The 15,514-nt window shown below is 71.1% G+C and carries 11 protein-coding genes; 10 read left to right on the forward strand and 1 reads right to left on the reverse strand.

What is annotated here, in order from left to right; translation table 11 throughout:
- The first annotated feature begins 10 nt into the window (after positions 1-10).
- From UUA_RS08330 to UUA_RS08360, 7 genes are read left to right on the forward strand one after another with little or no spacing between them, the layout of a single operon-like run.
- On the forward strand, positions 11-1,390 hold the full coding sequence (locus UUA_RS08330; RefSeq protein ID WP_008435894.1) for an aminotransferase family protein: 1,380 nt from the start codon (positions 11-13) through the stop codon (positions 1,388-1,390).
- Positions 1,391-1,399: 9 nt separating this feature from the next.
- Positions 1,400-2,983, forward strand: coding sequence for an aldehyde dehydrogenase family protein (locus tag UUA_RS08335; RefSeq protein ID WP_008435897.1), 1,584 nt, complete (start codon positions 1,400-1,402; stop codon positions 2,981-2,983).
- Entirely contained in the window at positions 2,980-3,831 is an 852-nt protein-coding gene (locus UUA_RS08340; RefSeq protein ID WP_008435900.1) for a CoA transferase subunit A, read from the forward strand. Before UUA_RS08335 ends, UUA_RS08340 begins: the two co-directional genes overlap by 4 nt.
- The gene (locus tag UUA_RS08345) at positions 3,828-4,613 is read left to right on the forward strand and encodes a CoA-transferase subunit beta (RefSeq protein ID WP_008435901.1); all 786 of its coding nucleotides are present in this window, start codon (positions 3,828-3,830) and stop codon (positions 4,611-4,613) included. The genes UUA_RS08340 and UUA_RS08345 overlap by 4 nt, the downstream gene beginning before the upstream one ends.
- Before the next feature lie 23 nt (positions 4,614-4,636).
- Positions 4,637-5,974, forward strand: coding sequence for an acetyl ornithine aminotransferase family protein (locus UUA_RS08350; RefSeq protein ID WP_050981833.1), 1,338 nt, complete (start codon positions 4,637-4,639; stop codon positions 5,972-5,974).
- A gap of 4 nt (positions 5,975-5,978) precedes the next feature.
- On the forward strand, positions 5,979-8,522 hold the full coding sequence (locus tag UUA_RS08355; RefSeq protein WP_008435904.1) for a CehA/McbA family metallohydrolase: 2,544 nt from the start codon (positions 5,979-5,981) through the stop codon (positions 8,520-8,522).
- Positions 8,519-10,555 carry a S9 family peptidase gene (locus UUA_RS08360; RefSeq protein ID WP_008435905.1) on the forward strand — a complete coding sequence of 679 codons (2,037 nt, stop codon included), beginning with the start codon at positions 8,519-8,521 and terminating at the stop codon, positions 10,553-10,555. Before UUA_RS08355 ends, UUA_RS08360 begins: the two co-directional genes overlap by 4 nt.
- Before the next feature lie 11 nt (positions 10,556-10,566).
- On the opposite strand, the gene UUA_RS08365 is transcribed toward UUA_RS08360, so the two are convergent.
- Positions 10,567-11,724 (reverse strand): DmpA family aminopeptidase, encoded by a 1,158-nt coding sequence (locus UUA_RS08365; protein WP_008435906.1) that lies wholly within the window; start codon positions 11,722-11,724, stop codon positions 10,567-10,569.
- A 58-nt stretch (positions 11,725-11,782) separates the two neighbouring features.
- Here UUA_RS08365 and UUA_RS08370 point away from each other — a divergent pair, with 58 nt between their 5' ends.
- The 3 genes from UUA_RS08370 to UUA_RS08380 are packed head-to-tail and all read left to right on the forward strand — an operon-like array spanning position 11,783 to position 15,511.
- Positions 11,783-12,853 (forward strand): aromatic ring-hydroxylating oxygenase subunit alpha, encoded by a 1,071-nt coding sequence (locus UUA_RS08370; RefSeq protein WP_008435907.1) that lies wholly within the window; start codon positions 11,783-11,785, stop codon positions 12,851-12,853.
- Positions 12,850-14,151 (forward strand): Xaa-Pro dipeptidase, encoded by a 1,302-nt coding sequence (locus UUA_RS08375; RefSeq protein WP_008435908.1) that lies wholly within the window; start codon positions 12,850-12,852, stop codon positions 14,149-14,151. The genes UUA_RS08370 and UUA_RS08375 overlap by 4 nt, the downstream gene beginning before the upstream one ends.
- 1 nt (position 14,152) lies before the next feature.
- Positions 14,153-15,511 (forward strand): amino acid permease, encoded by a 1,359-nt coding sequence (locus UUA_RS08380; RefSeq protein ID WP_235605838.1) that lies wholly within the window; start codon positions 14,153-14,155, stop codon positions 15,509-15,511.
- The last annotated feature ends 3 nt before the right edge of the window (positions 15,512-15,514 follow it).

The raw sequence follows: 15,514 nt of genomic DNA on the forward strand, positions 1-15,514 counted from the left end.
AAGGTTTCCAATGGGTTCGCAATACGAATTGTTGTGCGATTACCGCACAAACCGGATCGAGGGGATCGGCGTGGCGAGCGAACGCGACAGTGTGCTGCACAGCTGGTGCGTGCAGTCGGCATGGCGGGCACCGACCGTGGTCGGCGGCAGCGGCGCGTACCTCGAACTGGAGGACGGTCGGCGCATTTTGGACATGAGCAGCCTGGCCGAATGCAGCAACCTCGGCCATCAGCATCCGGCCGTGGTCGCGGCGATCCGCGAGCAGGCGCAGCAGCTGTGTTTCGTCACCTCGGCCTGGGGCGCGCGGTCGCGCGCGGCGCTGGCCGAGGCGCTGCTGGAGAAATCCGGCTTCGACGGCGGGCGCGTGTTCTTCACCCTGGCCGGCGCGGACGCCAACGAGAACGCGGTGAAGTTCGCGCGCCAGACCAGCGGCAAGCCGCGCGGACACATCGTGGCGCGCGACCGCTCCTACCACGGCGCCAGCTACGCCTGCATGGCGCTGTCGGGCGATGCGCGCACCCGTTCGCAGGTCGACCCGGAAGCGTTCGGCGTGCTGCACGTGCCCCCGCCGGACAGCTATCGCTGCCCGTTCGGCAGCGTGGACGCGAGGGACTGCGGCGAGCGCGCGGCCGCCGCCGTGGCGCAGACGATCGACCACCACGGTGCGTCGTCGGTCGCCGCCGTGCTGATGGAAGCCAACGCCGGCAGCAACGGTATCGTGGCACCGGACAACTACTGGCCCGGCCTGCGCGAGGCGACTCGCGCGCGCGGCGTCTGGCTGATCGCCGACGAGGTGATGAGCGGCTTCGGCCGTTGCGGCGAGTGGTTCGCCTGGCAGCGTCACGGCGAGGCCGGCCGGCCCGACCTGATGACGCTGGCCAAGGGCCTGACCGGCGCGCACCTGCCGCTGGGCGCGGTGGTGCTGTCGGCCGAGGTCGCCGCCCGGCTGCAGCATGAGATGCTCTACACCGGCCTGACCTACTGCGGCCATCCGCTGTCCTGCGCGGCCGGCCTGGCGGCGCTGCACGCATACGAGGACGAAAACCTGATCGCGCGCTCGCGCACGCTCGGCGCGCGCCTGCTGGCCGAACTGCAGGCGCTGCAGTCGCGCCATGCGGTGATCGGCGACGTGCGTGGCGGCCACGGCCTGTTCGCGGTGGTCGAGCTGGTCGCCGACCGCGCCACCCGCGAACCGCTGGCGCCGTGGCCGCAGACGCCGCCCGCGCTGAACGCGCTGGTCGACGCGGCGATGGCCGAAGGCGTGTCGTTCGCCTGCCGCGGCAACCTGATCCTGCTGGCGCCGCCGCTGGTAATCGACGAACACGCGCTGGCCGATGCGCTGGCCTTGCTCGACCGCCTGCTGGCGCGCTTCTTCCCTGCTGCCCGCTGAGGACATCCGATGAGTTTCCGCCTCACCTACGCCACCATGTATAACCCGCCGGAGGCGATGCACGAACGCTTCGAGGCGGCGCTGGCGCGGGTCGAGGCCGCGCTCGGCGCGCGCCATCCGCTATTCGTCGCCGGCGCCGATCGTGACGCCGCGCAGCACGCCGAGCGCCATGCGCCGTTCGACACCGCGCTGCAGCTGGGCGAGTTCGCGCTGGCCGACCGGGCCGACGTCGACGCCGCGATGGCCGCGGCGCACGCGGCCTACCCGGCCTGGCGCGCGGCGCCGATCGCCGAGCGCGCGCGCCTGCTGCGCCGCGTCGGCGAGCTCCTGGAGGAGCGCGTCTACGAGATTGCCGCCGCGATGGTGCTGGAGGTCGGCAAGAACCGCATGGAGGCGCTCGGCGAGACGCAGGAGACGGTCGACTTCTTCCATCACTACGCCGACGATTTCGAGAGCCATGCCGGCTATGCACACGTGCTGCCCGACGATCCGATCGAAGGTTTCGCCTCGCACAACGCCAGCGTGATGCGGCCGTACGGCGCGTGGGTGGTGATCGCACCGTTCAACTTCCCGCTGGCGCTGGCCGGCGGCCCGGTGGCCGCGGCGCTGGTTACCGGCAACACCGTCGTGCTCAAGGGCGCCAGCGACACGCCGTGGTCCGGCCGCCTGCTCGCCGACTGCATCCGCGACGCCGGCCTGCCGCCGGGCGTGTTCAACTACCTGTCCGGCTCCGGCCGCGAGATCGGCGAGGCGCTGGTGCAGCACCCGCTCACCGCCGGCATCACCTTCACCGGCTCGGTGGCGGTCGGGCGGCAGCTGATGCAGCAGATGGCCGGCGGCGCGTACCCGCGGCCGTGCATCGCCGAGATGGGCGGCAAGAATCCGTGCATCGTCACCGAGCACGCCGACCTGGACCGCGCCGCCGCCGGCATCGTGCGCTCCGCCTACGGCATGGGCGGGCAGAAATGCTCGGCACTGTCGCGGCTGTACGTGCATGAGCGCGTCGCCGACGCGCTGATCGGGCGGCTGCAGGCGCAGATCGCCGCGATTCGCATCGGTGATCCGCGCCGGCGCGAGCACTGGCTCGGCCCGGTCGTCAACGCCGCGGCCTACGACAACTATCAGCGCCATCTCGACGCGCTGCGCAGCGGCGGCGCCAGCCTGCTCGCCGGCGGCGCCCGGATCGGCGCGGGCAGCGAAGGCAGGGCGGTGTTGGCGCGCGGCTATTACGTGGAGCCCGTGCTGGCCGAAGCACCGCTGGCCCATCCGCTGTGGCAGCACGAGATGTTCCTGCCGATCCTGATGCTGCACCGCTACCGCGACCGCGAGGAGGCGATGCGGCTGGCCAACAACACCTCGATGGGCCTGACCGCGGGCTTCTTCGGCGGCGCCGAGGAAGTGGCCTGGTTCCACGACCGCATCGAGGCCGGCGTGACCTACGCGAACCGCCCGCAGGGCTCGACTACCGGCGCCTGGCCCGGCTACCAACCGTTCGGCGGCTGGAAGGGCTCCGGCTCCACCGGCAAGGCGATCGCCTCGTTCTATTACCTCGCGCAATACCTGCGCGAGCAGTCGCGCACGGTGGTCGAGTGAGCATGCTGCTGCCGCTTGCCGAGGCGATCGAACGCCATGTCGCCGACGGTGCCAGCGTCGCGCTGGAGGGCTTCACCCACCTGATCCCGTTCGCCGCCGGGCACGAGATCATCCGCCAGGGCCGTCGAAACCTACACCTGATCCGCATGACGCCGGACATCATCTACGACCAGCTGATCGGCATGGGCTGCGCGCGCAAGCTGACCTTTTCCTGGGGCGGCAACCCCGGCGTCGGCTCGCTGCACCGGCTGCGCGACGCCGTCGAACACCAGTGGCCGCAGCCGCTGGAACTGGACGAGCACAGCCACGCCGGCATGGCCGCGGCGTTCTGCGCCGGCGCGGCGCGGCTGCCGTTCGGCATGCTGCGCGGCTACGCCGGCACCGACCTGCCGGCACACAACCAGAACATCCGCCGCGTGCAATGTCCGTTCACCGGCGAGATGCTGGCGGCGGTGCCCGCGCTGAACCCCGACGTCACCATCCTGCACGCGCAGCGCGCCGACCGCGCGGGCAACGTCGCCATCGACGGCATCGTCGGCGCGGCGCGCGAGGCCGCGCTGGCGGCGAAGACGCTGATCGTCACCGTCGAGGAGATCGTCGACGCGCTGCCTCCGGCGATGAACGCGATCGTGCTGCCGCACTGGGTGGTCAGCGCGGTGGTGGCCTGCCCCGGCGGGGCGTATCCGTCCTACGCGCACGGCCACTACGTGCGCGACAACGCGTTCTACCGGCAGTGGGACGCGATCGCGCGCGAGCGGGCGAGCTTCCTGGCCTGGATGGAGCAGCACGTGCTCGGCACGCGCGACCATCGCGCGTTCCTCGCCGGCCTGCAACAGGAGGCCGCATGAACGCCTGCACGCGCGACGAGTGGATGACGATCGCCGCGGCGCGCCTGCTGCCGGACCGCAGCGTGTGCTTCGTCGGCATCGGCCTGCCCAGCGCCGCCTGCAACCTGGCGCGGCTCACGCACGCGCCCGGAATCGTGCTGATCTACGAATCGGGTGCGATCGGCACGCGCCCGGACGTGCTGCCGCTATCGATCGGCGACGGCGAGCTGGCCGAGACCGCGGCCTGCGTGGTGCCGCTGCCGGAGGTCTTCAGCTATTACCTGCAGGCCGGCCGCATCGACATCGGCTTCCTCGGCGCCGCGCAGATCGACCGCCACGGCAACCTCAACAGCACCGTGATCGGCTCCTACGACGCGCCCACCACGCGCCTGCCCGGCGCCGGCGGCGCGCCGGAGATCGCCCAGCACGCGAAACAGGTGTTCGTGATGGCGCGGGCATCCAAGCGCAGCTTCGTCGAGCGCATCGATTTTCGCACCAGCGCCGGCTACCTCGACGGCCACGGCGCGCGCGCGCGCAGCGGCGCGCCCGGCGGCGGCCCGCGCGCGGTGATTACCGACTTCGGCATGCTGGCGCCGCACCCGCAGAGCGAAGAACTGCAGCTGGTCGCGCTGTTCGCCGGCGCCAGCGTCGAGGAGGCCCGCGCCGCTATCGGCTGGCCGCTGGTGGTCGCCGACCACCTCGACACCATCGCGCCGCCGAGCGCGCACGAGCTCGACACCCTGCGCGCACTCAACGCCCGCACCCGCGAGGCGCACGCGCGCCCCGTCCGCATTCCCCTCTAAACCGGAGCATTGCCGTGAACGCCATGCCGAACCCCTCCCACATCAAGACCGCCCTGCCCGGCCCGAAGGCGCGGGCGATGATCGCCCGCGACGCCGCGGTGATCTCGCCCTCATACCCGCGCGACTACCCGTTCGTGATGTCGCATGGCCGCGGCACCGAGGTGTGGGACGTGGACGGCAACCGCTTTCTCGACTTCATGGCCGGCATCGCGGTGTGCGCCACCGGCCACGCGCACCCGCAGGTGGTCAAGGCGGTGCAGCAGGCGGCCGAGAAATTCCTGCATATCTCCAGCGATTACTGGCACGAGGAAATGACCGCCCTGGGCGAGCGCCTGGCCGCGGTCGCGCCGATGCAGACACTGGCCGGCGAACCGGCGATGAGCTTCATCTGCCAGTCCGGCACCGAGGCAGTGGAGGGCGCGCTGAAGCTGGCCCGCTACGTCACCGGCCGGCCGCGCTTCATCGGTTTCCTCGGCGGCTTCCACGGCCGCACCTTCGGCTCGCTGTCGTTCACCTCCAGCAAGTACACCCAGCAGAAGGGCTTCTCGCCCACGCTGGCCGGCGTCACCCACGTGCCGTACCCGAACCCGTACCGGCCGCTGTTCGTCGGCGACGACCAGGGCGCGGCGGTGCTCGACTACATCCGCATGCTGTTCCAGCGCAGCGTGCCGCCGAGCGAGGTGGCGGCGATCCTGATCGAGCCGATGCAGGGCGAAGGCGGTTACCTCACGCCGCCGGATGGCTTCCTCGCCGGCCTGCGCGCGCTGTGCGACGAGCACGGCATCCTGCTGATCTTCGACGAGGTGCAGTCGGGCATCGGCCGCACCGGCAAGATGTTCGCCTGCGAGCACTGGGGCGTGGTGCCGGACATCCTCACCTCGGCCAAGGGACTGGGTTCGGGCCTGCCGATCGGCGCGGTGATCGCGAAGAAATCCATCATGGCGCAGTGGCAGCGCGGCGCGCACGGCAACACCTACGGCGGCAATCCGATCGGCTGCGCGGCGGCCAATGCCACGCTCGACCTGGTGCGCGGCGGCATGGTGGACAACGCCGTGCGCGTGGGCGAGCACTTCATGGCACGGCTGCGCGAACTGCAGAAGGACTTCCCCTGCATCGGCGAGGTGCGCGGCAAGGGCCTGTGGATCGGCATGGAGCTGATCGAGAACGACGACAAGAAGACGCCGGCCAGCGCGCTGTGCGAGGCAGTGGTCCGGCGGGCCTTCCACAACGGCCTGCTGCTGCTCTCCTGCGGCACCAGCACGGTGCGCTTCATGCCGCCGCTGAATGTCAGCGTCGGCGAGGTCGACGAGGCGATCGCCCTGCTGCGGGCGAGCCTCGACCAGGCACTGACGGGGAGCTGACGCCATGCCGCGCCGCCTGACCGCCCTGCTCGCCCTGTTCCTCCTCGCGGGCGCGGCGCAGGCCGCGCGCGAGCCCGTGCTGAAGCAAGTCGACCTGCCGCACAGCTACTACTGGCGCGAGCTGTACCTGCCGCAGCTGACCACCGGGCCGTCGTCGGCGACGTTCCTGCCCGACGGCGACACGCTGATCTACAGCATGGCCGGCTCGTTGTGGCGGCAGCGCCTCGACGGCGCCACCGCCACTGAACTCACCCACCCCGCGCGCGCCTACGACTACCAGCCGGACGCCGCGCGCGACGGCCGCAGTGTGGTGTTCGCCCGCTACGACGGCAACGCGATCGAGCTGTGGCAGCTGGATCTGGCCAGCGGCCGCGAGCAGCGGCTGACCACGGGCGGCGCGGTCAACGTCGAGCCGCGGCTGTCGCCGGACGGCAAGCGTATCGCCTGGGTCTCGACGCAGGGCAGCGGCCATTTCAACCTGTTCGTCGCCGAGCTCGACGCGGCCGGCCTGCACCACGCGCGGCCGCTGCTGGGCGAGCGCAAGAGCGCGCTCGACCGTTATTACTATTCCGCGTTCGACCACGCGATCAATCCGTCGTGGTCGCCCGACGGCAAGACGCTCTACTACGTCAGCAATCCGGAGATCGGCTGGGGCACCGGCGACATCTTCGCCATGGATGTCGACCAGCCCGCGCAGCGCCACCGCGTGCTCGGCGAAGAAACCAGCTGGAGCGCGCGCCCGGAACTTGCACCGGACGGCAAGCGCCTGCTCTACGCCAGCTATCACGGACGCCAGTGGCAGCAGCTGTGGCTGACCACGCCCGACGGCGCCGCGCCGCTGCCGCTGAGCTTCGGCGAGTTCGACCGCCGCAACGCGCGCTGGTCGCCCGACGGCAAGCGCATCGCCTACGTCGACAACCGCGACGGCAACACCGCGCTGCGCGTGATGGATGCGCTCGGCGGCGCGACCCGCGACGTCGTGGCAACGCACCGCGTGACCCGGCTGCCGCAGGCGCAGCTGGTGCTGGACATCGTCGACGAACACGGCGCGCGCACGCCGGCGCGCGCGGCGCTGCTGGCCAGCGACGGCCGCGCCTATGCACCGGACGCGGCCTGGATGTATGCCGACGACGGCTTCGACCGCGCGCTGCAGTCGGCCGAAACGCACTATTTCCACTGCGCGCCGCCGTGCACGCTGGAGGTGCCCGCCGGACGCGTGCAGCTGTGGGTGCAGCACGGCTTCGCCTACGCGCCGTGGCGGCAGGCCGTGAACCTGGCGGCGGGCCGCGCGACGCCGCTGCGCGCGCAGCTGCAGCCGCAGCGCCTGCCCGACACCTTCGGCCGCTTCATCAGCGCCGACCTGCACATCCACATGAACTACGGCGGCCACTACCGCAACACGCCGGCGCATCTCGCCGCGCAGGCACGCGCCGAGGACCTCGACCTCGCCTGGGACCTGGTGGTCAACAAGGAGGAACGCTTCCCCGACATCGCCGCGTTCCGCACCGATCCCGATCCGGCCAGCACGTCGCGCGCGCTGGTGCTGCACGGGCAGGAGTACCACACCAGTTTCTGGGGGCACCTGGGCCTGCTCAATCTCGGCGACCACCTGCTGATGCCGGGTTTCTCCGCCTACCGGCACACCGCGATGGCGAGCCCGTACCCGACCAACGGCGCGATCGCCGACCTCGCCCACGCGCAGGGCGCGCTGGTCGGCTACGTGCACCCGTTCGACACCTTGCCCGACCCCGCGCACGATGCGGTGCTCAGCAACGAACTGCCGGCGGACGTGATCCAGGGCAAGGTCGACTACATCGAGATCGTCGGCTTCTCCGACCACAAGGCCACCGCGCAGGTCTGGTACCGCCTGCTCAACCTCGGCTTCCATCTGCCCACCGGCGCCGGCACCGATGCGATGGCGAACTACGCCTCGCTGCGCGGCCCGGTCGGCCTGAACCGCGTATTCCTCGACACCGGCGGCCAGCGCGACCGCGCGGCGGCGCTGGCCGCGCTGAAAGCCGGCCACGGCTTCGCCAGCAACGGGCCGCTGCTCGGGCTGCTGCTCGATGGCGCCAAGCCCGGCGCGCAGCTCGCCACGGGTCGCCACCACTACCGCGTGGCGCTACGTTCGCCGGTGGCCGTGGACCACCTGGAACTGGTGCACAACGGCCAGGTCGTGAAAGCCTTCACCCTCAGCGGCGACCGCCGCCATCTCGACGCCGAGGGCGAGCTCGACCTCGACGGCGGCTGGGTGCTGCTGCGCGCCTGGAACGACGGCGCCGATCCCGAGGTGCTCGACCTCTACCCCTACGCCACCACCAACCCGGTGTGGCTGGGCGACCACGTGCTGGCACCCAGCGCGCGCGAGGATGCCGCGTGGTTCGCTCGCTGGATGGACCGCACCATCGAGGCCGCCGCCGCGCGCGACGACTACAACACCGCGGCAGAGAAACGCATGACGCTGGACTACCTCGGCAAGGCGCGCGACGCCTACCGCGCATTGGCCGCCGGCAAACCGTCGACGACGACCGCGGAGGCCGGCCGATGACGCGCTGCCTGCCGCGCCTGGCCCTGCTCGCGCTGGCGGCGTTGCCGCTGATCACCCTCGCCGCCGACCAGACGCCGTTCACCCCGGCCGACATCAGTCGCCTCGCCGTGCTCGCCGACCCGGCGCTGTCGCCCGACGGTCGCTGGCTGGTCTACACCGTCACCACCACGAATGCCGAGCGCGACCAGCCGCAGTCGGATCTGTGGCGGGTGGGCTTCGATGGCCGCGCGCGCACGCAGCTCACCCACACGCCCGACGCCGACGAATCGCAGGCGCAGTGGTCCGGCGACGGCCGCTTCATCGCCTTCCTCTCCGACCGCAAGCCCGCTGACGGCAAGGACGACGAAGACGCCGGCACGCAGGTGTGGACGATGCCCGCCGACGGCGGCGAAGCACGGCAGGTGACGCATCTTCCCGCCGGCGTGGAAGAGTTCGCGCTGTCGCCCGACGGCAGGCAGCTGGCGGTGATCGCCTTCGCCCCCGAGCGCCCGGCGGGCGCACCGAAGCCGAAGAACCAGCCGCCGATCGTCACCGACCGCTTCCAGTTCAAGGACGACGACTCGGGCTGGCTGGGCGCGCGCCACAAGCACCTGTACGTGGTCGACCTCGCCAGCGGCGCGGCCACCGAGCTCACCCCCGGCACGCACGACGAGCAGCTGCCCGCGTGGTCGCCGGACAGCCGGCAGATCGCCTACGTCACCCGGCGCGGCGCCGACCCGGACCGCACCCTCAACTTCGACATCTACGTCATCGACGCCCGCGCCGGTGCCACCGAACGCCAGCTCACCACCTTCCCGGGATCGGACCTCGATCCGTACTGGGCCACGCGCCCGGCCTGGTCGCCGGACGGCAAGCGCATCGCCTACCTGCAGAGCGGCGAAGACCACTGGATCTACTACGCGCCCTGGCAGCTGGCGGTGATCGATGTCGCCAGCGGCAAGGCGTCGGTCCCCGCGCCGATCGACCGCTGCTTCACCCATCCGCACTGGTCGCCGGACGGGCGCAGCATCTATGCGCTGGTCGAGCAGGCCGAAGTCACCCACTTGGCGCGCATCGACGTGGCCAGCGGCAAGCTCACCGAGCTGACCCACGGCGACCGCTTCGACGTCGATATCTCGGTGTCGCGCAACGGCCGCATCGCTGTGCTCGGCGGCGACGACCTGCACCCCTACAACCTCGCCGCGCTCGACGGCGGGCACCTCCGCCCGCTTGCCGACCACAACGAATGGCTGGCCGGCAAGCAGCTGGCGACCACCGAGACGTTGCACTTCACCGGCGCCGACGGCACGGCGCTCGATGCTCTGCTGGTGAAGCCGGTGGGCTACATGAAAGGCCAGCGCTATCCCACCATCGTGCGCGTGCACGGCGGGCCGGTGTACCAATTCAGCCACGAATTCATGGAGGACTGGCAGGTCTACGCCGCCAACGGCTACGCCGTGCTGGCGGTGAACCCGCGCGGCAGCTCCGGGCGCGGCTTCGATTTCGCGCGGGCGATTTACGCCAACTGGGGCCACAAGGACATGCAGGACGTGCTGGCCGGGGTCGAGCACGCGGTCGAGCTCGGCATCGCCGATCCCGACCGTATGGGCATCGGCGGCTGGAGCTACGGCGCGATCCTCACCGACCAGATCATCGCGCGCGACCGCCGCTTCAAGGCGGCGATCAGCGGCGCCGGCAGCGGCAACATGTACGGCATGTACGGCGACGACGAGTACGCGCGCGAGTACGAATTGGAGCTGGGCACGCCGTGGGCCAACCGCGAGGCGTACGACCGCGCCAGCTATCCGTTCCTGCACGCGGACAGGATCGCCACGCCGACCCTGTTCCAGTGCGGCGAGCGCGACTTCAACGTGCCGTGCATCGGCGCCGAGCAGATGTACCAGGCGCTGCGCTCGCTGGGGATCCCCACGCAGTTGGTGGTCTATCCGGGCCAGCACCACGGCCTCACGGTGCCGAGCTACCTGCACGACCGCATGCAGCGCAACCTGGCCTGGTACGACCGCTTCCTGAAACCCGCGGGCGCCGGCCCATGAGCGCGCCGGCGTCAGCGCGGCGGCTGGTAGCGCCCGAAACGCTTGAGCAGCCGGATCAGCTCCGCATGCGGGATCGCCTTGACGTAGTGCCCGCCCTCGCCGCGCATGTCGCGCGCGGCGACCATCGCGTTGACGATCGCTTCCTCGGTCGCCTGCGCGGTCGCCTCGAACAGGCCGTCCAGGTGGTCATTGCCGATGAAGCTCGCCTGTTGCAGCGGCTGATCGCGCAGCGCGCCGGCGTTGGCGGTGGAGAACGCGACGAAGATGTCGCCGGAGCCGTTGCCCGCGTAGCTGCCCATCCGCGCCAGCCCCATGCCGGCACGTTTGGCAATGCGCTTCAACTGGTGCGGCAGCAGCGGCGCGTCGGTGGCGACCACCACGATGATCGAGCCGGTGTCGCCCGCGGCCGGGTTCGGCGCGCTGTAGATGCGGTCGTCGCGCAGGTACTGCCCGACCGGCACGCCGGCGATGAGCAGGCTGTCGCGCAGGCCATAGTTGGCCTGCACCAGCACACCCAGGGTGTACGCCACCGCACCGACGTGCACGCGCCGCGAGGCGGTGCCGATGCCGCACTTGAACTCGTGGCAGATCATGCCGGTGCCGCCGCCGACGTTGCCCTCGGCGACCGGTCCGCCCTGCGCCGCATGCAGCGCCTGCGCGGCGTGCTCGGGGCGCACGTGGAAGCCGTTGATGTCGTTCAGCTCGCCGTCCCAGGTCTCGGCCACCACCGGCAGCGACCACCAGTAGCCGGACGCATCGGCGCCGCCCGCGCGCACGCGCTCGGCGATCACCGCGTCGCGCACCACGCCCACGCTGTGGGTGTTGGTCAGCATAACCGGGCCCTCCAGCTGGCCGGATTCGTCCAGCCAGGCGGTGCCGGTCATCTCGCCGTTGCCGTTCAGCGCGAACCAGGCGCCGAACGCAGGAAGCTCGTAACTGGCGTGCCCGCGCGGCAGGATCGCGGTGACGCCGGTGCGCACCTTGTGGCCGTTGGGCAGGTCCTCGATCAGGGTCACCTGGCCCACGGCGACGCCGGCCACATCGGTGATTGCATTCAGCGCGCCCGGGGTGCCGTCGAACGGCACACCGAGGTCGCGCGCGCGCGGCCCGGCGGCGCACGCGACGCCGCACACGATCCACAATGCCAGGGCGAGGCGGAGGCGGGGCATGGATACTCCGGAAATCAACCGTTCGTCGCCCCAGTCTATCCCGCAAGCGGAGCCACCCATGCAAGCTGACACGATGACCCAGGATCTCGACCGCGCACGCGCCCTGCCGGCGCACTGTTACGTCGGCGAGGCGATGCTGGCGATGGAACGGCGCGCGGTGTTTGCGCGCAGCTGGCAGTTGGTGGCGCACCAGGGCCAGCTGGTCGAACCGGGCGACCACGTGGTCGAGCAGATCGCCGGCGTGCCGGTGCTGCTGGTGCGCGGCGGCGATGGCGTGCTGCGCGCGTTCCCCAACGTCTGCCGCCACCGCGCCGGGCCGCTGGCGCTGTGCAACGGCAAGGGCGCGCGTGCGCTGCACTGCAAGTATCACGGCTGGACCTACACGCTGGAAGGCCAGCTGCGCAGCGCGCCAGAAATGCAGGACGCCTGCGATTTCAGGGTCGAGGACATCCGCCTGCCGCCGCTGCGCGTGCACGAATGGCAGGGCCTGGTGTTCGTGGCGCTGAGCGACGCGGTGCCGCCCTTCGACGAGGTCTACGGCGGCATTGCCGAGCGCATCGCGCCGATCGAGCTGGCCGCGACGCGCTACCTGCGCCGCGACAGCTACGAGATCGAGTGCAACTGGAAGGTCTACGTCGACAACTTCCTCGAGGGCTACCACCTGCCGCACGTGCACCCGGGCCTGTCCCGCGTGCTCGACTACCGCGCCTACGACACCGAGCTGTTCGCCTGGCACTCGCTGCAGTCCTCGCCGCTACGCAACAGCGCGGACATCTACGGCGACGGCCAGGCGTTCTATTACTTCGTCTATCCCAACGTGATGCTCAACATCATGCCGGGCCGGCTGCAGACCAACCGCATCCTGCCGCTGGGGCCGGACCGCTGCCGGGTCGAGTTCGACTACTACTACGCGCAGGACGACCAGGCGCAGGCGCGCATCGCTGCCGACGCCTCGTTCAGCGACGAGGTGCAGCAGGAGGACATCGCGATCTGCGCCGCCGTGCAGCAGGGACTGGCTTCCGGCTACTACGATGCCGGCCGGCTGTGCCCGAAGCGCGAGGGCGGCGTCTGGCATTTCCAGAACCTGCTGCGCGCGGCCTATGCCGCCGACGCCGGAGAGCCCACATGAAGCCGCGTTCGATCGCCCTGCTGTTCGCGCTGGCGGCGCTGGCCGCCGCGCCGTTCGCCCAGGCGCAGGACGCGCCACGCACCGTAGTGCGCGCCGGCCACCTGCTCGACGTCGACAGCGGCCGCCTGCTGGCCGACCAGGCGGTGTCGATCGAGCAGGGCAAGGTCGTCGCCGTGCAACCGTGGTCGGCCGCTGCCGCCACGGGCGCGCGCGTGCTCGACTGGTCGGCCTGGACCGTGGTGCCCGGCCTGATGGACATGCATACGCACCTGGCCGAGCAGGCCGAGAGCGCGGACGCGGCCGCGCCGCTGAAGACCGATCCGGCGCGCCAGGCCTTCATCGGCGCCATGAATGCGCGGCGGACGCTGCAGGCCGGCTTCACCACCGTGCGCGACGTCGGCGTCTACCGCGGCTTTGCCGACATCGCGCTGCGCGACGCGATTAACGCCGGTGAGATCCCCGGCCCGCGCATGTTCGTCGCCGGCGCCTACATCACCGCGCCCGGTGGCGGCGGCGAAGTCACCGGGCTGCCGCCGGGCACCGTGGTGCCGCCGGCGTTCCGCCAGGGCGTGTCGAAGGGCGAGCACGAGGTGCGCCGGCACGTGGACCTGATCCTCGACCACGGCGCCGACCTGATCAAGGTGATCGCCACCGGCGCGGTGCTCACCGCCGGCACCGAGCCTGGCCAGCCGGAATACAGCGAGGCGGAGATCCGCGCCGCGGTGACCGAGGCGGCCAAACGCGGCAAGTTCGTCGCCGCCCACGCGCACGGCGCCGAAGGCATCAAGCGCGCGGTGCGCGCCGGCGTGCGCTCGATCGAGCACGGCTCGCTGATCGACGATGAAGGCATCGCGCTGATGAAGCAGCACGGCACCTGGCTGGTGGCCGACATCTACGACGGCGACTACATCGCGGAGGAAGGCCGACGGGCCGGCTGGCCGGCTGAGATCCTGCGCAAGAACGCGGAGACCACCGAGGCGCAGCGCGAAGGCTTCCGCAAGGCGGTCAAGGCCGGCGTGCACCTCGCGTTCGGCACCGACGCCGGCGTCTACCCGCATGGCGACAACGCGCGCCAGTTCGCCTACATGGTGCGTTGGGGCATGACCCCGCTGCAGGCGATCCGCTCGGCCACCCTCGACGCGGCGCGCCTGCTCGGCAAGGAGCAGGAACTCGGCTCGGTCGCGCCGGGCAAGGCCGCCGACCTGGTCGCAGTGGGCTGCGACCCGCTGCACGACATCGCATGCCTGCGCCAGGTGCGCGGCGTGATCAAGGCCGGCGAGCCGGTCGCGCTCGACTGAAATGCCATTCTCGACCCAACCCACCCTCGACCAGAACCCAGCGGGCGCGGACATGAACGACGGCAAGAAGATCGGCTTCTGGACCTGTACCGCGCTGGTCGTGGGCAACGTCATCGGCATCGGCATTTTCCTGCTGCCCGCGTCGCTGGCGCCGTATGGCTACAACGCGCTGATCGGCTGGAGCATCACCCTGCTCGGCTGCCTGACCCTGGCCCGCGTGTTCTCGCATCTCGCGCACGCGTTGCCGAACGCCGAAGGCCCGTACGGCTATATCCGCAGCACCCTTGGCGAGATGCCGGCGTACATGGCGCTGTGGGCGTACTGGGTGTCGCTGTGGCTGACCAATGCCGCGCTCGCGACCGGCGTGGTCGGCTACATCACGGTCGTGTTCCCGGCCTTGAACGTGATCCAGCCGGCGCTGTTCGCGCTGGGCCTGCTGTGGTCGCTGGTGATCATCAACCTGTTCGGCGTGCGCACCGGCGGCGGCGTGCAGATCGTCACCACCGCGCTGAAGCTGCTGCCGATGCTCGCCATCGCGCTGCTCGGCGGCTGGGTGCTGCTCACCTCGCCGGCCAGCTATGTCGCGCATCCGCCGGCCACGCCGGTCACCCTGCACGACGTGATGGCGGCCTCGACGATCGCGCTGTTCGCGATGCTCGGCATCGAATCGGCCAGCGTGCCGGCGGCGCGGGTGGAGAACCCCGGGCGCACGATTCCGCGCGCGACGATGACCGGCACCGTGCTGACCGCGGTCATCTACATCATCGTCTCGACCGTGCCGCTGCTGCTGATCCGGCAGGCGGAGCTGGCCGAGGCGAGCGCGCCGTTCTCGCTGTTGATGGAGCGCTTTGGCAGTGTCGGCTCCGGGCGCTGGCTGGCGCTGTTCGTGGTGATCAGCGGACTGGGCGCGCTCAACGGCTGGACCTTGCTGGTCGGCGAGCTGACCCGCACGATGGCGGTCAACGGCGTGCTGCCGGCGGCGTTCGCGCGCACCAATCGCCGCGACGCGCCGGCGGTGGCGCTGCTCGTCACCGGCGCGCTCGCCTCGCTGATGGTCTGGATGAGCTACAGCAAGTCGCTGGTGTCGGCCTTCACCTTCATCACCCGGGTGGTGACCGCGGCAAACCTGCCGCTGTACCTGTGCTGTGCGCTGGCGCTGGCGATGCTGTGGCGTCGCGGCGCCGCGCGACGCGCCGTGCTGCCGGTCGCGATCCTCGGCGCGCTGTACGTGGTGTTCGCCTTCGTCGGCATCGGCCACGAACCGCTGGTGCTCGGCCTGGGCCTGATCGCCGCGGGCCTGCCGTTGTACGCGTTCATGCGCCTGCGCCGCCGCAAGGCCGCCCAACTCGCCAAGGCCTGAGCC

This window comes from Rhodanobacter thiooxydans LCS2, from assembly GCF_000264375.1.
GTDB classification, from domain to species: Bacteria; Pseudomonadota; Gammaproteobacteria; order Xanthomonadales; family Rhodanobacteraceae; genus Rhodanobacter; species Rhodanobacter thiooxydans.

Excerpts from the sequence above, each read along its gene's own strand:
- UUA_RS08345 (WP_008435901.1), top strand. The coding sequence starts at position 3,828 with ATGAACGCCTGCACGCGCGACGAGTGGATGACGATCGCCGCGGCGCGC.
- UUA_RS08355 (WP_008435904.1), top strand. The coding sequence starts at position 5,979 with ATGCCGCGCCGCCTGACCGCCCTGCTCGCCCTGTTCCTCCTCGCGGGC.
- UUA_RS08360 (WP_008435905.1), top strand. The coding sequence starts at position 8,519 with ATGACGCGCTGCCTGCCGCGCCTGGCCCTGCTCGCGCTGGCGGCGTTG.
- UUA_RS08335 (WP_008435897.1), top strand. The coding sequence starts at position 1,400 with ATGAGTTTCCGCCTCACCTACGCCACCATGTATAACCCGCCGGAGGCG.
- UUA_RS08365 (WP_008435906.1), bottom strand. The coding sequence starts at position 11,724 with ATGCCCCGCCTCCGCCTCGCCCTGGCATTGTGGATCGTGTGCGGCGTC.
- UUA_RS08380 (WP_235605838.1), top strand. The coding sequence starts at position 14,153 with ATGCCATTCTCGACCCAACCCACCCTCGACCAGAACCCAGCGGGCGCG.
- UUA_RS08350 (WP_050981833.1), top strand. The coding sequence starts at position 4,637 with ATGCCGAACCCCTCCCACATCAAGACCGCCCTGCCCGGCCCGAAGGCG.
- UUA_RS08375 (WP_008435908.1), top strand. The coding sequence starts at position 12,850 with ATGAAGCCGCGTTCGATCGCCCTGCTGTTCGCGCTGGCGGCGCTGGCC.
- UUA_RS08370 (WP_008435907.1), top strand. The coding sequence starts at position 11,783 with ATGCAAGCTGACACGATGACCCAGGATCTCGACCGCGCACGCGCCCTG.
- UUA_RS08330 (WP_008435894.1), top strand. The coding sequence starts at position 11 with ATGGGTTCGCAATACGAATTGTTGTGCGATTACCGCACAAACCGGATC.